Source organism: Acinetobacter sp. ANC 3882 (genome assembly GCF_022549545.1).
Lineage (GTDB): Bacteria > Pseudomonadota > Gammaproteobacteria > Pseudomonadales > Moraxellaceae > Acinetobacter.
On the sequence record NZ_JAKZGB010000013.1, the window covers coordinates 1 to 21,776 of the forward strand.

General features: G+C 41.7%; 23 protein-coding genes. 9 read left to right on the forward strand and 14 right to left on the reverse strand.

Annotated features, from left to right (window positions below; all coding sequences use genetic code 11):
* Positions 1-261: 261 nt before the first annotated feature.
* From MMO42_RS16880 to cysK, 3 genes are all read left to right on the forward strand, one after another.
* Entirely contained in the window at positions 262-603 is a 342-nt protein-coding gene (locus MMO42_RS16880) for a VOC family protein (RefSeq protein ID WP_241321423.1), read from the forward strand.
* Between the two features lie 168 nt (positions 604-771).
* Positions 772-1,458: a dihydrodipicolinate reductase C-terminal domain-containing protein gene (locus MMO42_RS16885; RefSeq protein ID WP_241321424.1), complete on the forward strand. Its 687-nt coding sequence runs from the start codon at positions 772-774 to the stop codon at positions 1,456-1,458.
* Between the two features lie 225 nt (positions 1,459-1,683).
* On the forward strand, positions 1,684-2,685 hold the full coding sequence (gene cysK, locus MMO42_RS16890) for a cysteine synthase A (protein ID WP_241321425.1): 1,002 nt from the start codon (positions 1,684-1,686) through the stop codon (positions 2,683-2,685).
* A 63-nt stretch (positions 2,686-2,748) separates the two neighbouring features.
* Here the strand turns inward: cysK and MMO42_RS16895 are convergent, their stop codons facing one another.
* From MMO42_RS16895 to MMO42_RS16915, 5 genes are all read right to left on the reverse strand, one after another.
* A complete protein-coding gene (locus MMO42_RS16895; RefSeq protein WP_241321426.1) occupies positions 2,749-3,291 on the reverse strand; it encodes a lytic transglycosylase domain-containing protein in 543 nt (180 codons plus the stop codon).
* A 339-nt stretch (positions 3,292-3,630) separates the two neighbouring features.
* A complete protein-coding gene (locus MMO42_RS16900) occupies positions 3,631-4,194 on the reverse strand; it encodes a transglycosylase SLT domain-containing protein (RefSeq protein ID WP_005291127.1) in 564 nt (187 codons plus the stop codon).
* Positions 4,195-4,509: 315 nt separating this feature from the next.
* On the reverse strand, positions 4,510-4,728 hold the full coding sequence (locus MMO42_RS16905; protein WP_005291128.1) for a DUF2798 domain-containing protein: 219 nt from the start codon (positions 4,726-4,728) through the stop codon (positions 4,510-4,512).
* The gene (locus MMO42_RS16910) at positions 4,725-5,300 is read right to left on the reverse strand and encodes a flavodoxin family protein (protein ID WP_241321427.1); all 576 of its coding nucleotides are present in this window, start codon (positions 5,298-5,300) and stop codon (positions 4,725-4,727) included. Before MMO42_RS16910 ends, MMO42_RS16905 begins: the two co-directional genes overlap by 4 nt.
* A 9-nt stretch (positions 5,301-5,309) precedes the next feature.
* The gene (locus MMO42_RS16915; protein ID WP_241321428.1) at positions 5,310-5,801 is read right to left on the reverse strand and encodes a DUF2938 domain-containing protein; all 492 of its coding nucleotides are present in this window, start codon (positions 5,799-5,801) and stop codon (positions 5,310-5,312) included.
* Between the two features lie 81 nt (positions 5,802-5,882).
* Here MMO42_RS16915 and MMO42_RS16920 point away from each other — a divergent pair, with 81 nt between their 5' ends.
* The 6 genes from MMO42_RS16920 (at position 5,883) to MMO42_RS16945 (ending at position 12,850) form a co-directional block, all read left to right on the forward strand.
* Positions 5,883-6,287 carry a helix-turn-helix domain-containing protein gene (locus MMO42_RS16920; protein ID WP_005291137.1) on the forward strand — a complete coding sequence of 135 codons (405 nt, stop codon included), beginning with the start codon at positions 5,883-5,885 and terminating at the stop codon, positions 6,285-6,287.
* 153 nt (positions 6,288-6,440) lie between these two features.
* Positions 6,441-7,694: an esterase-like activity of phytase family protein gene (locus MMO42_RS16925; protein WP_241321429.1), complete on the forward strand. Its 1,254-nt coding sequence runs from the start codon at positions 6,441-6,443 to the stop codon at positions 7,692-7,694.
* Between the two features lie 79 nt (positions 7,695-7,773).
* Entirely contained in the window at positions 7,774-8,979 is a 1,206-nt protein-coding gene (locus MMO42_RS16930; protein ID WP_241321430.1) for an MFS transporter, read from the forward strand.
* A 72-nt stretch (positions 8,980-9,051) separates the two neighbouring features.
* Positions 9,052-9,441, forward strand: coding sequence for a hypothetical protein (locus MMO42_RS16935; protein ID WP_241321431.1), 390 nt, complete (start codon positions 9,052-9,054; stop codon positions 9,439-9,441).
* 178 nt (positions 9,442-9,619) lie between these two features.
* Complete coding sequence (locus tag MMO42_RS16940) at positions 9,620-12,001, forward strand: YgiQ family radical SAM protein (protein ID WP_241321432.1); 2,382 nt, start codon at positions 9,620-9,622, stop codon at positions 11,999-12,001.
* Between the two features lie 306 nt (positions 12,002-12,307).
* On the forward strand, positions 12,308-12,850 hold the full coding sequence (locus tag MMO42_RS16945; protein WP_241321433.1) for a DUF2726 domain-containing protein: 543 nt from the start codon (positions 12,308-12,310) through the stop codon (positions 12,848-12,850).
* On the opposite strand, the gene MMO42_RS16950 is transcribed toward MMO42_RS16945, so the two are convergent.
* The 9 genes from MMO42_RS16950 to mdtD all read right to left on the reverse strand — a co-directional run bounded on the left by MMO42_RS16950 (position 12,847) and on the right by mdtD (position 21,725).
* Entirely contained in the window at positions 12,847-13,200 is a 354-nt protein-coding gene (locus MMO42_RS16950) for a RidA family protein (RefSeq protein WP_241321434.1), read from the reverse strand. The two genes, MMO42_RS16945 and MMO42_RS16950, sit on opposite strands and share 4 nt — an antisense overlap.
* A 74-nt stretch (positions 13,201-13,274) precedes the next feature.
* A complete protein-coding gene (locus MMO42_RS16955; protein ID WP_005291155.1) occupies positions 13,275-13,478 on the reverse strand; it encodes a hypothetical protein in 204 nt (67 codons plus the stop codon).
* Between the two features lie 59 nt (positions 13,479-13,537).
* On the reverse strand, positions 13,538-14,926 hold the full coding sequence (gene creD, locus MMO42_RS16960) for a cell envelope integrity protein CreD (protein ID WP_241321435.1): 1,389 nt from the start codon (positions 14,924-14,926) through the stop codon (positions 13,538-13,540).
* Positions 14,927-15,001: 75 nt separating this feature from the next.
* Complete coding sequence (gene creC / locus MMO42_RS16965) at positions 15,002-16,468, reverse strand: two-component system sensor histidine kinase CreC (RefSeq protein ID WP_277603374.1); 1,467 nt, start codon at positions 16,466-16,468, stop codon at positions 15,002-15,004.
* Between the two features lie 3 nt (positions 16,469-16,471).
* The gene (gene creB, locus MMO42_RS16970; RefSeq protein WP_241321436.1) at positions 16,472-17,191 is read right to left on the reverse strand and encodes a two-component system response regulator CreB; all 720 of its coding nucleotides are present in this window, start codon (positions 17,189-17,191) and stop codon (positions 16,472-16,474) included.
* A gap of 304 nt (positions 17,192-17,495) precedes the next feature.
* Positions 17,496-18,563, reverse strand: coding sequence for a DNA polymerase IV (dinB, locus tag MMO42_RS16975; RefSeq protein WP_241321437.1), 1,068 nt, complete (start codon positions 18,561-18,563; stop codon positions 17,496-17,498).
* The gene (locus MMO42_RS16980) at positions 18,553-19,314 is read right to left on the reverse strand and encodes a glycoside hydrolase family 25 protein (RefSeq protein ID WP_241321438.1); all 762 of its coding nucleotides are present in this window, start codon (positions 19,312-19,314) and stop codon (positions 18,553-18,555) included. The genes dinB and MMO42_RS16980 overlap by 11 nt, the downstream gene beginning before the upstream one ends.
* Positions 19,315-19,324: 10 nt before the next feature.
* Positions 19,325-20,293, reverse strand: coding sequence for a hypothetical protein (locus MMO42_RS16985; RefSeq protein WP_241321439.1), 969 nt, complete (start codon positions 20,291-20,293; stop codon positions 19,325-19,327).
* Positions 20,294-20,336: 43 nt separating this feature from the next.
* Complete coding sequence (gene mdtD / locus MMO42_RS16990; protein ID WP_241321440.1) at positions 20,337-21,725, reverse strand: multidrug transporter subunit MdtD; 1,389 nt, start codon at positions 21,723-21,725, stop codon at positions 20,337-20,339.
* Positions 21,726-21,776 lie beyond the last annotated feature (51 nt).

Sequence of the window (21,776 nt, forward strand, 5' to 3'; positions counted from 1 at the left end):
CCCGAACTCAGAAGTGAAACCTCTTAGCGCTGATGGTAGTGTGGCACTTGCCATGTGAGAGTAAGTCATCGCCAGCTTTTAAATACTAACACCCCCTCCGCTAACGCAGAGGGGGTGTTTTTTATTGCATAGATAAAAAGAATAAGAACAAAAAACATAATATGTTGGAAAAATTGGCCTGATTGGTGATTTTTTAAATCATTAAGAGGTTATTCTAGTTATAAAGATAAGTATTAAAAAAATAACAATGAGGTGAATCGAATGGTTGATGTTGTGATTCCTTATTTAAATGTTCGTAATGCATTTGCTGCACTTGAATTTTATAAAATCGCTTTTGGTGCAGAGGTACTCAATATCATTGAGCGCAATGGTGGCTTGGTCGCACATGCGGATGTGTCTATTGAAGGTGCTCGTTTTATGCTACGAGAGGAATATCCTGAATATAATTTCAAAAGTCCTGAATCATTAGGTGGAACAACGATCAATTTATTTGTATACGTAAAAGATGTAGAAGCCTTTTTTGAGCAAGCAATTGCTTCGGGAGCTAAGGTGATCCGACCAGTTGAAGAACAATTTCATGGTGATTTGATGACTGAGCTTTAAGATCCATTTGGTCATTCGTGGTTTTTTGCAACACACCATACGGATATGACTTCAGAAGAACTTAAAGAACAAGCAAAGAAAGTAGGGCTGTAATGGAAAAGTTTATATAGATGTGATCTCTGTTTATACTTACTGAAATTCTATTTTTATTCTTAGAAATTTAAATCTATGACAAATATTTATATTGTTGGTTCTGGAAAATTAGCCGTTGAATTATTAAAAGAGTTGCGCCTAGGACAGAAATATTTGATATCTGCTTGGGCTGATCGTAGATATCAGTCTGAATCATCAATTGTTATTCATGCTGGTTCTGGACGAGAGTTACAGGATGTTATTGATTATTGTAAACAAACCGATTCTATTTTAATTGAGTTATCAACTGAAGCTAGTTTAAAACTAGCAGATTTAAGCATCTCAGTCATCCAATGCCCTAACACGAATATTCTAATGCTTAAATTTATGAATATGATTGAGAAAAGTGGGCAAAATTTCAGTCAATATCAGATAAGTATCACCGAATCCCATCAAGCTAATAAAAGCTCTATACCTGGAACAGCTGTGGCTATGGCAAGAGCATTGGATCTTCCAGCTGAACAGATTGAATCGGTACGTGAGGTAGACAGGCAGTTATCTGAACTCTCAATTCCAGAACAGAATCTAGCTCGACATGCATATCACCGTATTGAGATTTCAGATGGTAACTCATGCTCAATTCTGTTAGAAACCCGAGTTCTAGGAGTGGCACCCTATGCTGAAGGTGTAAGAGAGATAATCATTGCTCTGGGACGAAGAAGAGATAGCTTAGAAAAACGCTTATATAGTGTAATGGAGCTGATTGAAAATAAATGGATTTGAGAATAGCTTTCATTGTTATTTGTAGGGTTATTAAGTATATTTTTTATCGTTTTAGATTTTTATCATTTACGATTAAAAATTATTATTGTTGTCTGAATTATCAGCTTAATAATTTAACTCTATTAAAAATATAACTTTTCATAAATCTTAACGTTTTCTACTTTCCTCCTAAGTTCACAAGCCTATAATGATTAAGAATCATTCCAAATCTAATAAGGAAATAACATGTCAACCGATCAGCAATTTCCAACGCCTGCCAACCTAGGTATCGCAGTTTATTCAAACAATGCCGAAGCGATTGGTAACACTCCCTTAGTTCGTATCAACCGTCTAATTAAAACGGGTGCAACGGTCTTAGCAAAAGTTGAAAGCCGTAACCCTGCATTTTCCGTGAAATGCCGTATTGGTGCAGCGTTGATTGCAGATGCGGAAAAACGTGGTGTGCTTAAAACAGGTATGCATATTGTTGAGCCGACCAGTGGTAATACAGGTATTGCTTTAGCATTCGTTGCGGCAGCAAAAGGTTATCCAATTACCTTGACCATGCCTGCAAGTATGAGTTTAGAGCGTAGAAAAGTATTAAAAGCATTAGGTGCAGATCTGGTTCTGACTGATCCAGCGAAAGGGATGAAAGGTGCGGTCGATGAAGCAGTTCGTTTAGCCACTGAAAATCCTGAGCAATATTTCTTACCGCAACAATTTGAGAATCCAGCGAATCCACAAATTCATACAGACACCACTGGCCCTGAAATTTGGCAGGCAACCAATGGTCAAGTGGATATCTTAGTTGCTGGTGTAGGTACGGGTGGTACCATTACTGGGATTTCACGTTATTTTGAACAGGTTCAGAATAAACCATTGTATTCAGTTGCGGTTGAACCTGCTGAGTCACCAATTATTACTCAGACTAAACGTGGCGAGAGCATTACACCTGCGGCACATAAAATTCAGGGCATTGGCGCAAACTTTATCCCTAAAAACTTGGACTTGGATTTGGTAGATGAAGTGCTACCTGTGAATAGTGCCGATGCGATTGAGTGGGCAAGAAAATGCGCAACTCAAGAAGGAATCTTGGTCGGTATCTCGAGTGGCGCAGCATTGGCAGCAGCAGCTCAAATTGCTGAACGTCCTGAGAATGCGGGTAAAACCATTGTGGTGATCTTACCGGATAGTGGAGAGCGTTATTTATCTTCAGTCTTGTTTGAAGGACTCTTTGAAGAAGCTTAAGCTCATTCTTGATCCAATAAAAAACCATGCTTTCGCGCATGGTTTTTTACTATTCACTTATTTTTACAGAGCTTTCTTCAAGGTTTTTTCATGACGTTTGACCGAACGTGCATATTTTTTGGCTTTATGACGAGTCCAAAAGCTACGTTCGTAGCCTGTTGGTCCTACATTGTAATAGGCTACGGCTTTAGACCAGCTACCTGCTGATCTGTAATAGGTCGAGAGGACATGTGCGCCACAGTTAATATTGACATTTTCATCATAAAGATTGCCTGGGCATGATTGGCGCCAATGACTGGAAATGATCTGAGTTAAACCAATCGCACCTGTTGGGGAACGTGCCGAGCTGTTGTAGTTGGATTCTTGGCGAATCAGGGCTGCAAGTAAAGTTGGTGACACCTCATAACGTTCAGCACTTTGAATAATCATAGGTGATAAACGATTTGCCGTATTCGGGGAAACGGAATAGGCATTTTGTAATCCCGATGATAGTTGATTCGAGCGATTGGCAAATGATCCACTTAAACTGCTACATGCAGACATACTAATGGCAAGCACCACAAGGCTGATTTTTAAGAAAATCGATGCTAATTTTTTCAAGGCCATGTGTTGATCAGCGTAAGTCGATGTAATGTGCAAAACCAAGAACCAATAAAACCAAAATTATAAGGATGGTATTCACTCGGTTTTGCGGAGTCAATAGGAGTTATTTTACTGTATTGATTAGGATTAAATTGGGTATAAAAAAGCCCCGACATCCTGTCGAGGCTTTCTCATATTTGGTTTCTTGCCATCAACTCCTGTCAATGACCACGTCCTGTGCTTATTATTATTCGGAATGAGACATCCTGTCTCTCTATGATTCATATATTAGGGGATAACCGAATGATCGGATATTCGCAAATCACTTGAATTGATGTACGCTTTTACTTACAACAGCACCTTTTACAGAACTTCTTTCAATGATTGCTCATGACGTTTGACCGAGCTGGCATAACGTTGTGCTTGTTGACGCATATACGGACTTCTCCTATAGCCTGTTGGCCCGACATTGTAATAACCAAGTGCTTTTGCCCAATCTCCTGTCGATTGATAGTAATTCGCTAAGATATAAGCACCGCAATTAATATTGACGTGTTCATCATATAAATCGCCTGGGCAAAATTGTTGCCAGAACTTTGGGCGAACTTGAGTTAAACCGACGGCATCTGCTGAAGAGCGTGCATAAGTTCTATAGCTAGATTCTTGACGAATCACAGCTGCCAATAAATGCGGTGAAATGTTATGACGTTCAGCTGTTTGCAGGATAATCGGTGCAACCCGATTGGCTGTGGTTGGAGGCACTGAAAAGGCAGTCTGAATACCTGAAGATAATTTCTGGGAGTGATTCACTGTAGGTGCTTTGGTTGTGGTACACGCGACAGTGAGGCAAGTACTTAAAAAAATGAGGCTCAATTTAGCAAAAGTAATGTGAAAGCGAGAAAAAGAAAATTTGTTGTAAATTATCATCGTTGAAAAGTTTGACCATCATATATAAAAACATGCGGATGGTAGGTAGGGAATTGCACCGAGTCAATGCTAACTGTTTGGGTAAATCGTTTGCTTTTATATACTAAGCTTAATTCGAGAGCCATAAAAAAGCCCCGACATCCTGTCGAGGCTTTCTCATATGAGGTTTGTTGCCGTCAACTCCTGTCAACGACCACATCCTGTCTCTCTATGTTTAATAGAGTAAGTCATACACGCTGCATTGTATATTCACCAAAGACCGCAGTAGTTATACGTTTTCACCTACATCGCTTACCAAAGCTAAATTTATGGTGATTAACGTTTTTTCAGGATAAAGCCCACCAACCTTTGTGCAATTGGTGCGCAGATCAATACACTTGGAAATGCAAACATCCACGCCACAATCCATGCTGACATCCACATTGAAAAGAAGTGATCGATAAAGCCAACTGCTTTTAAAGTGGTAATACCTGAGATCAAAAATGACATCATGCAGGATAGGATAAGTGGAAATAAAAGACTTGCCGCCTTCACGTGATCATCACTCCTTGATATGCACTTAAACTCAATGCAAAATTTTGTCCAAATAGTTGAGCCGTTTTAATATCGCCAAATAGAAAGGCATTGGCTGCACTGGCATGCTCAGCTTGTGCCATTAATCCAGACCAAGAACCTAGGCGGTTGGCAGCCTGTGTATCAGGGATGCCTTGATGCTGCTCTGGCAGGATCGGATTGCCCACCCATATCATACCGTGTTGCATACAAAAGGTGAAAAGTGAAATGAGTGTAGATTGTTTATCGCCTGCTGGTAGAGAGGAAACGGTAAAACCTGCGGCGAATTTGCCTTTGAAATTTTGCTTTTTCCAAAGTGGGCCAGTGGCGTCCATCAATTGCTTTAAGGTGCCTGAAACCCCACCTAAATAGGTTGGTGTACCCCAGATTAAACCATCATATTGAATCAATAATTCTGGCTGAGAGATCAGCTGTTCTGCTGTAAATAAATCGATTTTTATATCTTTGACCTGTGCTGCACCAACCTGAATTTGCTGTGCGATAAATTGGGTATGCCCTTGGCGGCTATGATAAATAATGGCAATAGATTTCATGGTTCATCCTTATTGAAAGCGTTGCAGTAATTGAGCAGTAAGATATAAACCACAGCCAAATAGACTGTGATTGATCAAGCTTCGAAGGCAGTTCATCAGCGGTTTTGATGTTTTGGTTGAGGCAAAGCCTGCACCCATGGCTGGCTGCATAATGAAAAATGGAATTAGTACGGTAATCAGTCCAAAACTGAAGGCAGGCAAAAATTGGGGTTGTAATAACCATGCATCGCCCACGACCCAAATAAACCCGAATGCAAATAAGATTCCCACGCTGTAATGTGCAATCCAGCCTAAGCGGAATTCATATTGAATGGTTGGACTTTGTGCAATCGATGTATGTAAAACCCGACCCCGAAAAATCCAACCGACCCAACGGCCAAGCAGAGCAAAATTGAGTGTTGGGATATTGAATTGTTTTAAGATAAATACCCAAATATCCATAATGAATGTTGCGCCCACACCTAAACAGAAGGTATGGAATAGCAGTTCAAACGTTTTCATTTTTCCACCTTGATCTTCTCTGTACAAAACGTGATAAATTTATTGTGCAAGTTCAAGTCAACTTGAAGTCAAGAGGTATTTATGGATATTGCTGAAGTTGCTAAACGAGCCAATGTCGCCACATCAACGCTACGGTTTTATGAAGAGAAAGGTTTAATTCAATCGATTGGTCGGCATGGCTTACGTCGACAGTATGCCAAGCAGGTATTGGATCAATTGGCATTGATTGCATTGGGGCGTGCGGCTGGCTTTTCTTTAGATGAAATTGCGCATATGTTTGGGCAAGATGGTCGACCTGAGTTGGATCGTAAGATGCTGAATGACAAGGCAGAACAACTGGAACAGATGACACGACGCTTGCACTTTATCAGCGAAGGACTGAGACATGCGGCAGTGTGCCCCGCAGACAACCATATGCAGTGTCCGACTTTTCAGAATTTTTTAAAGGCTGCAATTGCTGGAGAATATTCACCGACTAAACTGTAGCCGTACAGCGTGAAATGAAAGTTCCTTAATTCATGGCTGGCATCCCTCTGTTACGTTGTCATTTTCCCGCCACAAAGATTTCACGTTATTGCAGTAAAAGCGTCATCAAAGCTTGTTTAAATGTGCATAATTTTTTACCAAATGTATAAAACCATGAACAAGAAAACTGTATTGGCGCTTTTCTGCTGTGCCGCTTTAGGTTTAACTGCCTGTAATGATGACAATAATCAAGATCAGATTTCATCGACAGACAAAGTGACAGAACCTACCTTGGTTTCTTTTGCCAAATTACCCGTAGCAACATATGCGGCAGGGCCTGACTCAGGTAAAGCCGTCAGTGGCGCGAATGGCATTTATCCGCCATTTAAAGGGCAACCTGTACAAGGCTTTTCTGCCGCTTTAAAAAATGATGATGGCAGTTATATGGCGATGGCTGATAATGGCTTTGGTACACAAGACAATTCAGCGGATTTCTTATTACGCATTTATAAAATCAAAGCCGATTTTAGAACCAAAACCAAAGGCACTGGGCAGGTCACTGTGCAAAGCTTTATTCAGTTACGTGATCCGAACAAACGTATTCCTTTCGAGATTGTGAATGGCAATACCGCAGAACGTTTATTGACGGGAGCTGATTTTGATCCTGAATCGATGCAACGTGCGCCAGATGGTACGTATTGGATTGGCGATGAATTTGGTCCATTCTTACTGCATTTTTCCGCAGAAGGGGTGTTAATCGATGCGCCGATTGCCTTGCCGAATCCATTTAATCCAGCTCAAGAATTACGTTCGCCACAAAATCAGTTAAACAAAGCCAATATTAATTATGTTGAGCCTTTGGTTGGGCGTAGTAGTGGCTTCGAAGGGATGGCGATTTCTCCAGATGGTAAGTATTTATATCCGTTACTGGAAAAGCCACTCGTCAATGACGCGACGGGAAGACTGCTAATTTCTCAGTTTGATCTCCAGAAAAAAGCCTATACAGGGCTCTATTATTGGTTTGTACTTGACAGTAAAGCCACCAATATCGGAGATTTTCAGCTATTTAATGATAAAGAAGGCATTATCATTGAACGGGATGTCAGCCAAAATAATCTTGGAGGACATAAGAAACTGATTCGAATTAAGTTCAATGAGCCGAAGCAAGTGGTAGCACGCGAAAACTTGGTCGATTTAATCAAAATTGCCAATCCAAATGGGTTATACGGCACCGCAAGAGATGGGGATATTGGAACGGGCAATGTATTTTCCTTCCCATTTGAAACCATTGAAGATGTGATTATTGAAAATGGCACAACGCTCACCGTGCTGAATGACAATAATTTCCCAGGTTCATCGGGTCGAAATGCGAAACTTGCCGATGATAACGAGATCATCCAAATTCGCTTACCCAAAGCATTATTTTAAACTTTAGGTAAAAAATGGCCGAAATGATCATTCCTCATTTCGGTCGAAGGCGTATACTGATTGGACATAAGGAGTTCCAATGTCTGAGTCAGCTGTACGTCCAACCCATATTGAATATGGTTCGAAATCGTTTACTGCGATTTTATGGTCATTGTTCTTTGCTGGTTTTGCGTCATTTTCATCTTTGTACTGCGTACAGCCAATGATGCCGATTTTTGCAGAATTCTTTCACGTCACACCCACACATAGCAGCTTTCCCTTATCATTTTCCACTATTGCACTGGCAATAGGTCTATTGTTCACAGGCTTTATTTCTGATCGCTTTGGCCGTAAACCGATTATGGTATTTGCCTTGTTTCTGGTGTCGATCTTACTGCTGATCAGTGCCTCTTTTCCGATTTGGGAAGTCTTCCTGAGTACCCGTGTTTTGATCGGTTTAGCCGTGAGTGGCGTTGCAGCTGTGGCCATGACTTATATTGGAGAAGAAATTGCACAGCAAGATATTGGCTTTGCAATGGGGTTGTATATCTCTGGCACAGCCATTGGGGGAATGGGCGGACGTTTGATTGCTGGGGTCTTGGTTGACTTTATTTCTTGGCAAGCAGCAACTTATGCGATTGGATTGCTGAATTTTATTATTGCCTGCTTATTCTATTTATTACTGCCAAAGTCTCAACATTTTAAGCCTTATCCATTTCGATTCTCCCGTTTTAAAGCTGCTTTTGAGCAAAATCTAAAAGATCCTAAATTGCGGATCCTGTTTGCTCAAGGCTTTATTTTGATGGGTTGCTTGGTGACGGTGTTCAACTACATCAGCTACCACCTATTAGAAGCACCTTTTCACTTATCGCAAACATGGATTGGTTTAGTTTCAATTGCTTATTTGGCAGGGATCTATAGTTCTCCCAAAGCTGCACAGTGGAGCTTTAAATATGGTCGAGATAAAGTGCTGCCAGTGCTGTTACTGACCATGATGCTTGGCTTATTAATTACTTTAATTCCATCTCTTTGGACGATTTTACTTGGCTTAATTATTTTTACTTTTTCATTTTTTGCCGCCCACTCAACAGCCAGCAGTTGGGTATCGGTGCAAGCTGTACAATATCGTGCGGTCGCTTCTTCTCTTTATTTATTTTGCTATTACATTGGCTCAAGTTTACTGGGGAGTAGTGCGGGTTTGGTTTGGGAAAACTTTGGTTGGGGCGGTATCAATTTAATGGTGGCGGTGGTGTTAGCCTTTGGGTTAGTCTTGGCGTTGCGGTTGAGGTTTTTTTCGATGCGCTAATCGGATTAACTTTGCTTTTTATGGATGATGCTTTAGAGTTTTATTTAATAAATCAAAAATTAAAGTATTAGAATGACAAGGGTTAAACAGATCTGGATTGTGTTCCTGATCATTATTTCGTTAATAATCAGTTTTGCTATGGGTGTTTTAACCACGGGCTTTAGTGCTTGGTTTACACCCCTAGTTAGCATGCAAATTTCAAATCAAAGTGGGCAAACGATTAGTGTGTTGAAGCTACATGTGCAAACAACAGGTGTGCAGCATGAAATCTTTTTTCAGCCACTCGAAAATAACAAGACCATCGCAACCCAGTTTTTTGTACAAGGCGAGGGGGGGTATCGGCTAGAAGCAACTTTGGCGAATGGTCAAATCGTTTCTGGAGGTAACGGCTATATTGAGTCGGGTTATACGGTCAAAGAAGTGATTCGATCAAATGGAATAACCAGTACTGCTTCCTATTAGTTAAAACTTCAGTTTGAGGCTCATATTTATATTTTGTTTAAACTTTATACAAATTATTTGTTATCTCCTTGTTCTTGAATATTTTATAAACAGGGAAAATGAATGAAATTCATGTTAAAATGATCGGCTTTCATCTTTAGATGTCTCTCCTCCATCTGCTAGCCGAGATTCGCAAGCTATGTCTACTGCCTATACCATGCAGACCGCGCCAAAAGCGCTGTTTGATTACGACAAATATTGGGCGTCGTGTTTTGAACCCGCACCATTTTTGCCGATGTCACGAGAAGAAATGGATCTGCTCGGCTGGGATGCGTGTGACTTTATCTTGGTTTGTGGTGATGCCTATATTGACCATCCGTCATTTGTATCGGGTGTGATTGGGCGTGTGCTTGAAGCACAAGGCTTCCGTGTCGGAATCATTGCACAGCCAGATTGGACCAATGCAGAGAGCTTCCGCGTTTTAGGTAAACCAACTATCGCATGGGGCGTGACCGCAGGCAATATGGATTCAATGATCAACCGTTATACGGCAGATCGTAAAATCCGTTCTGATGATGCATATTCACCTAATAATGAAGCAAACAAGCGTCCAGATCGTGCAGCAACAGTGTATTGCCAACGTTGTCGTGAGGCTTTCCCTGATGTACCCGTTTTGCTCGGTGGGATTGAAGGCAGCTTACGTCGTATCGCACATTATGATTATTGGTCTGACAAAGTACGTCGTTCAATTTTGATGGATTCAAAGGCTGATTTATTGATGTATGGTAATGGTGAGCGTGCCATTATTGACGTGATGCATCGTTTAGCCAAAGGTGAAAAAGTTCACGAGATTACTGATGTTCGTGGCACTGCATTTATTATCAATAAACATAATAAAAAATCGAAAGCAAAATTCGTTGAAATCGCCAGTAACGATGTCGATACCATCGGGCGTGTTGATCAGATCATCAACCCTTATGTGATGACTGAAGATATTGATGGCTGTGAAGTTGAAAAAGAAAAAGGCAACTCACTGGCACAATATCAGAACTTTCAGAAAGAATTCGTTGCCAATCCGATCGTACGTGAAGGCGACAATTTAGATCCAGATACGCAGATCGTACAGCTTAAACCTGCGCCATCGAAAGCGATTAAACATAAATTACCACCACGTGAACTGGCCGTGATCCGTTTGCCTTCTTATGAAGAAGTGGCCAATGATCAGGTTCTATATGCGCACGCCAACCGTATTTTGCATCTCGAAACCAATCCGGGTAATGCCCGTGCATTGGTACAACGTCATGGTGAGCGTGATGTCTGGATCAATCCACCGCCAATTCCTTTAACCACTGAGGAAATGGACTACGTTTTTGATTTGCCTTATGCACGTTTACCGCACCCCGCTTATGGCAATGCGCGTTTCCCTGCATTTGATATGATCAAGTTCTCTGTCAATATCATGCGTGGTTGTTTTGGTGGCTGTACTTTCTGTTCGATTACTGAACACGAAGGACGCATTATCCAAAACCGTTCGGAAGATTCAATTTTACGTGAAATTGAAAAGATTCGTGATACAGCACCAAACTTCACAGGCATTATTTCAGACTTAGGTGGGCCAACAGCAAACATGTACCGTTTGCATTGCCAAGACCCTGAAATTGAAAAGAATTGCCGTAAACCGTCTTGTGTTTACCCTGGGGTGTGTCAAAACCTGCATACGGACCATGCCCCTTTGGTTCAGCTTTATCGTAAAGCGCGTGAAATCAAAGGCGTGAAGAAAATTTTGATTGGTTCTGGTCTACGTTATGACCTTGCGGTATTAAACCCTGAATATGTCAAAGAACTGGTTCAGCACCATGTCGGTGGTTATCTGAAAATTGCGCCTGAGCATACCGAAAACGGCCCATTATCGAAGATGATGAAACCAGGCATCGGAACTTATGACCGCTTTAAACAAATGTTTGAGCGTTTCAGTAAGGAAGCGGGTAAGGAACAATATCTAATCCCATACTTCATTGCTGCACATCCGGGTACCACGGATTATGACATGATGAATTTGGCGATTTGGTTGAAAAAGAATGGTTTCCGTGCCGATCAGGTTCAGACTTTCTATCCATCACCAATGGCAACCGCGACCACAATGTATTACTCAGGCAAAAACCCATTGTCTAAGGTGGCGCGTTATACGGAAAATGTGGATATCGTTAAAGGTGAAAAGCGTCGTCGTTTGCATAAAGCGTTCTTGCGTTACCATGATCCAAACAACTGGCCTTTATTACGCGAAGCCTTGAAAGAAATGGGGCGTGTAGATTTAATCGGAAATTCAAAGCAGCATTTGATTCCAACCTATCAGCCACAAGGTACTGCTGAAGGTGAATATAAATCGGCGCGTAAAAAGAATTCCTCTGTTGCAGGAGATTCGGCAAAACGTGGTCAAGGACAATCTCGCCCACAGTCTGGTCAGAAACATCCACAGAAAGGTCAGCTGCTCACGCAACATACAGGTTTACCACCGCGTGAAACTGGCGAGAAAAGACCATTTTCAGGCAAACCCAAGTCGAAAGCCAAAGCATCTCGTTAATGAGCTGTTGAAGAAGGCATGGTGAATTCACCATGCTTTTTTTTATTTACAAATAATCGACTGCTCACAAATTAACCGTAAAACTATAAGTCATAGAAACATAAACTGACAATAACGACTTGAATATTGGGTGTGTAATGATTATAAATAAAGAGCAGAGGGCTGTTACGACTTTGGTCGTCTAGGAAAACACGATTAAAAAACTTAAGTTTGCACTGCAAAATGACTTTGCTATCGCTGTTATTGATTAAAAAAATTGGCATAAAGCCAAAATGATTATAAAAAATCTAAAGGGATTGGTTAGAAATGTATTATTTTATAACAATAGTTGGGTTGCTGTTGATCACAGCACTTGCGCTTCGCCGCCTACAACAAAACAGGCGTCAGGATAGTCCACTCAAACGCCGTGGTATTTTGAATATCGCAGAACAGATTACACTCATGCGTTTACAGGCTGTTTTACCGCGTCATACCGTGTTGGCACATGTTTCTTTTGATGCACTTTTGACCACAAAATTCGCACATACACGTCGTAAATATCAGGGTTTGGTTGCTGATTTTGTGGTTTTAGATCAACAGCATCAAGTGCTTGCGATTATCGAAATTGCCGACGAATCTTATGTGAACCGCCTACATCAAAAGCACTATCAAGACAGTTTACTTGAGCTGGCGGGCTATCGAGTATTGCGTTATAGCAGTATTCCAACAGAGCAAGAGCTCAGAGAAGATTTAGTACCTGATCTGTTTGAATCCGCGAAGGTCTCAACCGCTTCCACCACAACATCAATGCCAATTGCGAAAGCGGATCGAATGATGAAATATAATGAATTTGCGGTGAAATCCTATTAAGGAAGAACCGCTGTTACTGTCATTTCAACGAACACATCAGGTGCATAAAGTTTAGATTCGACACAGGTCCGTGCTGGGGGATGTCCCTCAGCAATCCACGCATCCCATACTGCATTCATAGCTGTATAATCTTTTTCAATATCTTTTAAGAAGATAATGACAGATAAAATATGAGTTTTATCTGTGCCTGCTTCTGCGAGCAAGCGATCAATATTGTCTAGTGTTTGTTGGGTCTGTGCACTCACATCGACACTCGTATCATCTGCTAATTGACCAGCTAAATGAACAAGATTTCCTGAAATTGCGACTTCGCAATAACGTGAAGTGACATGAAGTCGTTGCACAGACATAGTAACTACCTAATCGAAAATTGTGTTTAGGATTGTACTTGATGCGATTCAGCCGCAGTGTAATTTTGTATAAATCAGGCTAAAAAAGTTTCTATTTCCATTAAATTGCGTTGTTGAAAAAATAAGATGCAGCGTAACTGTGGACAAATAATGATATTGCCTAGATTAAGAAATTGAATTTTAGCTTGGCGTAATTGATTTAAGCATGTGGCAATTGAACTATGAGCAGGGCAAAGTTGTTTCATCTGGCTCAATGTCGAATGGTTGGTCTGATACATTTTTTATTCCTCGTCGATTTTATAAAAGGGGCGAAGATAAGCTTTCGCCCAAACACCGTTTAGACGCTTTGTTGTTCGGATTGATACCAATTGACATGACGGGTGATGAACATGACACAGCCAATTAGAATGAAGGAGAGGATGGAACCAAATAGGAAAGTTTTGCCGCTGGATTGCAGTAACAGATACATCATGCCGTATAGTACCCCCAGCAAAATACCGAAGAAGAGAGCAGCTTTCATGCCCTTCACAACAAAGTATAAATACCAAGTGATGAGACCGACACAGGCACCTGCCGCGACCAGATAAGCCAGAGAAAAGGCATAGTATTCACTGATTGAAAGCAATAGAACGAAGAATACACCTTGTGCCATGGCGACGAGTGCATATTGAACGGGATGAATTTTGAGCTGCTTTAAAACTTCAAACAGGAAGAAGCAACCAAAAGTAATAATGATCACCATGATGCCATATTTGATGGCACGATCGGTTTGGGTATAAATATTGACAGGTTCTAAGAATTGAGTCGAAATACCTGAAATATTTGAGGGTGTATTCGTATCATAAGCCGCGCCTGTTGGGACATTCTGTGGGTTGAGGGTTTGATAAAAACATTGGCTATTTTCACACAGTGACACACTTTCTAAATTACGTTTACCAAGCGCAATATTCTTCCAGTTGGCTTGGAATTGCTGTTTGGCGCTGGACTTTTTAAACGGTAAGCTTTGCCCATCGTATTTAACATCACCCCAGTTGCCCTTGGCTTGATAGGTCATTTCATAGCTGGTTGGAATAAAACTAAACTCACTGAGACCTTCAAGATCAAACTGCAAGCCAAATTTAAAACCCTGCTGGAACTTTTGAATCAGCTCAGGATATTGTTTTGCGCTAATATGCATGATGTCAAAACCACGTTGTCCTTGGCTTTGCTCGGAAAAATCAAACTTATAGGCTTTACCATCAATATTGAATATTGGTTTGGCATTCAACCCTCGTGCATCTTGAATCGGGAAAATAATTTCAGCCTGTTCCCACAGATAATCACGTTTTGCCTCATTATCGACAGCTTTAAATAGGCCTTTGCCTGACATCGAATTTTGATAGCTGATGGCTTTATAAATATTGCGTTTATAGGTACTGTCTGACACCTTAAATTGTGCTGTCCAATCTGTTGTTTCTGCACCTAAAGCGACGAAAAGGGTTTGAGTACATTGGTAGGTTTTCTTCTGTTCGTCGGTGCACGTCGTTTGAACTTGATAGGGAAGTTTTAAATAAGGCGCGACGATTTGTTGTGGGCGAATTTGTTCATTGGCAATGTCATGAATGACTTGTTGTTGATAGCTTTGTCGTTCAGTGACTAAACTTGAAATAAAGAATAGACCAATATAAAAAATCAAAATCAGGAACAAAATGGCTCCGATTTTGAGACTAATAAAATTGCGGCGCATGAGGTGTTCTCTGGTCGTTGGGATGTGACCAGTATCTCTAGGTGATATGCAGTTCGAATGAGTTCGGTTTGAAGCTTAAGTGAAGTTTGTGTGAAGTCTAAGCGTGACCAATACACCTGAATGATGGAATGCCAAGAAATCGAGGCGATTTGCTTCAATATTCTGAATGTTAATCTCCCCTTGATGTTGTTGAATAATTTGCTTCACGATACTCAGGCCAATACCTGTACTGCGTTGTTGATTGTGCGGACGCGGTAAGGAAAAATAAGTTTCAAAGACACGAGCTAAGGCATATTCAGGAATTGCATCGCCTTCATTAAAAAATAACAAGCTGATGTTCTGATAAGAAATATCTTGCTGTAATTGTATGGCGATCTGACCATCAAGCGGACAAAAATCTCTGGCATTGTCGAGTAAATTATTCACCGCCTGTTTGAGCCAAAAGGGGTCTGCATATACAGTACATTGCTGAGCAAGATCAAGGTGGAGCTGAATGTGTTTGAGCTGTAATGCGCTGTGTTGCTGCTGGATGCATTGCTGAATCAGTGTATTCAGATCGAGGGTTTGAAACTCTAGAGTATGCTGATTTTTTTCGAGTCGTGTTAACAGCAACATACGTTCAATCAGAGATTGCAAACGCTGGCTTTGCTGAACAATATGCGTCGCGAATTGTTGCTGATCTGCAAGTGGTAAATCATCTTGTAACAGCTCGGCACTGGCCTGAATAGCGGTGAGTGGACTTTTTAGTTCATGCGTAAGTGTATTGACATAATGCTCGACATAGCCACGATCTTCCAGTTTTTCTCGCATCTCGCTCAAGGCTTGGGTCACTTGATTAAGCTCTTTGGCAGAATAAAAGAAAGGGGCCTGATTCACGGGTGCCAATGCCTGTGCATAACGTCGTACTTTATCAATACTGTGTCTAAGCCAATATGCAACCATACTGGCAAGTAACAGGCTCAGCGCGGCAATCCACAAAGCTTGGTAAATCAATTGTTGTTCGGCGCGTTCGATATAAGGTTGTACCGATTGATTTGGCTTACCGATACTAACCACACCGAGTAATTGTTGCTGATAAATTATCGGGGCAGCAATATGCATCACGCTACTGTTACGATCATAAGGATTGGTTGCGGTCGAACGTGCGCCGTATTTTCCTTGTAGCGTCAAATAGACATCATTCCATTTGGAATAGTCTTGTCCCACAGCCTCACCCTCAGAATCATAAATGACGATACCGTTTCGGTCAGTGATATATAGCTGCTGATTGATTTGTTCTTTTCTATGCTGCCAAATCGTGGCATTGAGTTGGCGTGATAAAGCAGCCTGAATTTTTTGATCGAATTCTGGGGTATCGACTTGGTGCTGATAGACATCTTCTGCAATTAATTGCGCAATGATATTGGCATTTTCAGCAAGTGTATCTTCAACCACTTGTCGTACATTGGGTTTTACTTGCTGAGTGAGGGTATATGCGATAAAGCCTAAGCTGAGCACGACCACTAAGCTAAAGAAAAACCAGATACGGACGAAGATTGACATGGCTTAGCTCAATTTCACTAAACTATAGCCAAAACCACGATGGGTTCGAATCGGATCATCATTTGGGGTAACTTGTTTGAGTTTCTGTCTTAAACTTTTGATATGAGTATCGACCGTACGCTCTAAGCTATGCTCTGGATGTTCCCAAATATGATCCATCAGCTGTTGGCGACTAAACACCTGTTCAGGATGCTGAATCAGTAAAAATAACAAGCGGTATTCATAGCGAGTCAGTTGTAGTGCTTGTTGATGATAATGAATCTGCAAAGACTGTGGGTTGCATGACCATGTTGAGGATTGCAAAATGACTTCTGTTTCAGGGAGTCGCGGCACTGCTACCACAGGCTGAGTTGACGCTTCCATTCTGCGCCAAATGGCTTTAATTCTCGCCACAATTTCACGTGCGCTGAAGGGTTTACTGCAATAATCATCTGCACCAATTTCGAGTCCTACCACCCGATCAATTTCGTCATCTCTTGCGGTTAAGAATAGCAATGGGGTGTGGTATTTTTGGCGCAGTTGTTTACAAACTTCAAAGCCATTCAGGTCAGGTAGTCCTACATCAAGAATAATAAAATCAAAGGTTTGTTGTGTCAGGAACTGTAGTGCTTGAGTGCCTGTATTGGCCCAACTGACAGACCAGCCTTCACGCTCAAGCGCATAACGCAGTGGCAGTACGATTGCAGCTTCATCTTCAACACAGAGAATTTGTTTTTGCTTCATAAGACCGTTGTAATGCGCAATATTCTAATTTTATGCAGTTAGTTTAACTGAAGTCTTGGCGGAGAGAAGGATTAAATTCAGAATTTTTATAACGAGGAAAAATTGATAAATCACACTTGAAGTGCCCTGTAATATTCGGATTTGATCGTCACGCCAACCACAGGAGCAGATGCTAAAAGTGAGGATTTCTTTAGCAAAGCAAGCAACATGGATAATGTTACTGCGTTGCTTAGAGTACTGAAAACTGCATAAAAAGCAAACATAAATTTTGGTAAGACGCATGCTTTTGTTTAAAAAAACAGCATTACCATAAAGAAAGTTGAGATTCTTCTTGGAGTGGCTGTAACTGATAAACGCCAACACCAATCAGGCGAAATTGGAAATCTGGGTCAATATGCATTTCATCGAGCAGTTGTAAAACTACTTGTCCCAAATCCTGTTGAGATTGTAAGGCTTGCTTAAAGCTCTTGCTATGCTGTAACACCTGAAAATTTTTGAGTTTCAGTTTTACATTGACACCACGTGCGCTGAGCTGTTTTTTGTTCAAGCTTCGCCACACTTGCTCGGCCAAAGGCTGCCAAGCATGGCTGCACTGAACGAGTGTGTAATCATCATCAAAGGTGATCTCTTTGGAGATTTGTTGGCGTTCTCTTTCTGCTTTTACGGGACGATGATCAATTCCCTGAGCATATTGATAAAGTTGTTTGCCGTATTTACCAAAATGATGGATCAGCACATTTTCTTCGATTTTTTGTAGATCACCCAAGGTATGCAGATTCAGTTGATTGAGTCGTTCTTGAGTGACTTTTCCAACCCCCGGAATTTTATTCAGGGCCAAATCTTGGATAAAGCGGAGTACTTGATTGGGTTTAATTACAAATAAGCCATTGGGTTTGTTCCAGTCCGATGCAATTTTTGCCAAAAACTTATTCGGTGCGACACCTGCAGATGCAGTGAGCCCCGTTACTGCAAAAATATCAGCACGGATTTGCGCCGCGACTTCAGTGGCACTGGCAATATTTTTCAAATTTTCAGTGACATCGAGATAAGCTTCATCTAAAGACAGTGGCTCGATTAAAGGGGTGTACTGCTGAAAAATCTGATGGATTTGAGTTGAGACTTGACGATATTTCTCAAAATTCGGTTCTATCACCACCACTTGTGGACACAGTTTTTTGGCTTGTCCCATCGACATCGCGGAACGGAGTCCAAAGACACGGGCTGGGTAGGATGCGGCGGCAATCACTGCCCGAGGATGATGTGAGGACACCACCACAGGCAAATCTTTTAGATCAGGGCGATCTTTCAGTTCAACTGAAGCATAAAAGGCATCCATGTCGATATGGATGATTTTGCGTAGTTCATTTGGCATCGTCAATGCCTTGTTCTTTCAAAAAAATCCGCCATTGTTTTGGCGATTCGGCGTAGACATTTAAATCCACAGCTTTAGGAATACCCGCGATTTTACCTTGGCTGCTGTGCTGCCAAAATAACCATTGGCGACCATCTTTGAGCTCAGGTTTACCGTCATAGTCCCTGACCCATAATGGAGTGTTGTTGAAATTACCCATCAATACAATGTGATAGAAACTTTTAGAAATATAGAAAATAGGCTGTTTGCCATAATGCTTTTGCAATTGATCATGCATGAGCTGAATTTCTTTGAGTAGCTGCTCTTTGGTATAGGCATTAATGCAGTTGCTGTCGTATTCAAGGTCGATCACAGGAGGGAGGGCATCTGCTTTCTTTGGCACTGTTGCAATAAAATTTTCGGCTTGGATGGCCCCATCACGACACAAACGATAGAAATGATAAGCACCAACATGCAAGCCTTGCTCGCGCGCTTTTAACCAATTCTGTTGAAAGTTCCGATCTTTGAAGTCACCGCCTTCAGTGGCTTTGAGATACACAAATTGATATTGCAGGGGGGAGATTTTTTCCCAATTAATCTCACCTTGATGATGTGAAACGTCAAAGCCGCGGATGGAGTAATCTTGAGCGGCGGCTTTTTGCTGGTAAAACAAACCGAAGTAACTGACGATACCCAGCATGACGGCTAAGCCGATACTGGCATAGGTCGGGTAATATTTAGCGTGGGGCAGTTTCGCAGATTTTTTTACCATATCATTCGTATTATGCGATGTCTAAGCGAGTGTCAGATTTACAGTATTGATCATGGATAGATTGTACTCTTTTCGCCTTGGCATGAATGGTCTGACTACCCAATTGTGCCACAAATTTACACGACGCATAATTCTCAGCGCGTTTTTGATAATCCAAAACCCAATTTTCTCGTATGGCTAAACGTTCCTCACTGACTGGCCAAACACCTAGACGTAACCGATTGACCCCAATTCGCCAAGGTTTCGGGCTGATTCGGGCGCGAAAACAATTCTGGTTTTTACACATCCGCACATAATTTGGATCGGCTTTGATGGCATTAAACAGAGATTGAGCCTCATCACTATGAGGATCAAATGTTTGGTGCATCACCAAAACCCGATAGCCTTTTGGGGTGAGATAAACGCGTAAATGCCATGTGGGATGCTGTTTAGAAAAATTCTGAATGGATGCCAAGGCTCGTTGCTCAGGTGTTCCCCCTAACTTGCTGTACAGATCAAACAGGATCTTTGTCACCAGACCTGTCAATAAGAAGGACAGTATGCATCCAACGCCGAGGACAATCCATGACGCCGTATAAATGGCACTAGCGACTGAGATGAGTAGCAACAATAAAAATGCGGCAAGACGTAACTTAAAAGGAGGCGTGTATTCAAAATCAATATCTGCAAATATTACATCTGGCGTGTTTAAACATAATGCGCCATAAGCGTTTCGAGTGATCACCACCTCGTCTTGCTGAGCAATAATTTGCTCGCGTATAGGTACACCTTCAGCGCCATTATAAGGGACTTTATGATCAATTCTGCGAATGTTTTCGCCTGCCTTAATCCTTTCAATCGCTTCGGCAACACGCTGTTCAGCATGTGTCTGTGCAGCTTCTAGACTTTGATCTGACCAGCCAAAACGTTTGATGGTGTATTGACGTCCTGCAATCTTGGTTTTTATTTTAGCCTCGGCCCAATGTTGGGGAACGATCATGTCATTTTTCCTTATTGTTGTCGTTGAGCTCAAAATTTTAAATTTAATCCGTGGTCTCTTTTGGAATCTGCCAAAATACCAATGCGGTAATGATGTTAATACAGCCAAGGGTAATCAAGGTGGCGTGGAAGGCGGTACTGATCGAAGCGGTAGAGAAATGCTGACCAAACAGATTAATCAGTGTGCCTGCCAAAGCAACCCCGATACTCATGGAGAGCATCATAATCATGGATAAAAAGCTATTGCCGCTGCTGGCATCTTGTTGTGGTAAATCTTTGAGCGTTAGGGTATTCATACCCACAAATTGCAGGGAATTGAGTGTTCCAAAGATAAACAGATGCAAGACTTTCAGCCACAGCGGTGTCTCGGCCGTCATCAGCGAAAAACTAGCAATGCACAACCCCACCAAAACGGTATTGGTCAGTAGAAAACGACGATAGCCAACGCGTTGAATCAACGGACGAATAATGGGTTTAGAAAATAATGAGCCCAAGACCATGGGAATCATCATTAACCCTGTAATAAAGGGTTCAAAACCAAAAGCAACTTGCAACATCAATGGCAAGATAAAGGGGATCGCATTACTGCCTAAACGGGCAAAGAAATTCCCCAATACCCCAATCGAGAAAATTTTGTAGCGGAATAAGCGGCCATGAAACAAGGCATTTTGATGACTATGTGCATGGTAGGCATAAGCTACTGCGGCGACCAATCCTGTGATTAATAAACCGAGGCTGACCCAGCGTGAATATTGTGAAGCTGCAATATTTTCAATGCCTAAGGACAAGCCGACCATCGCCACCATCAATAAGATAAAACCACTTAAATCGAAGGCTTTGACTGTAGGTTCTTTTTGGTTTGGCATGACTTTAAAGGTCATGATCATTCCCAAGATTCCCATCGGAATGTTAATTAAAAAAATCCAGTGCCAAGTCGTTACCTCAACCAACCAGCCCCCTAAAGTCGGTCCCATGAGCGGCCCGACCAGCCCAGCAAGGCTCATCAAACTCATGGCGGACAGGAATTGGGAGCGTGGAATCAGCTTTAATAAAGCCAAACGGCCTACAGGCATCAGGAGTGCGCCACCGACACCTTGAATCACGCGGAAAAACAACAGTTGCTCTAGGTTTTGAGACAAGCCGCATCCCAGTGACGCCAAGCTAAAAATCACCATGGAACTGAGATAGATATTCCGAATTCCGAAACGATCTGCCAGCCAGCCACTTAAAGGGATACAGGCTGCAACAGACAGCACATACGCGACAATGACGCCATGCATTTGCAGTGGATTTTCATTGAGTTGCACTGCCATGGCTGGAATCGCAGTATTGACGATAGTGGTGTCCAAGGCCTGCATAAAAAAGCCAATGGAGACCAAGAGCACCAACAATCTAAATTCGGGCTGTACAGCTTGATGGGTTGTCGTTGTCATGGGCCGTGACGGATAAAAAGTCAGTTTTAGTGTAATGCAACTGTGCTTGAA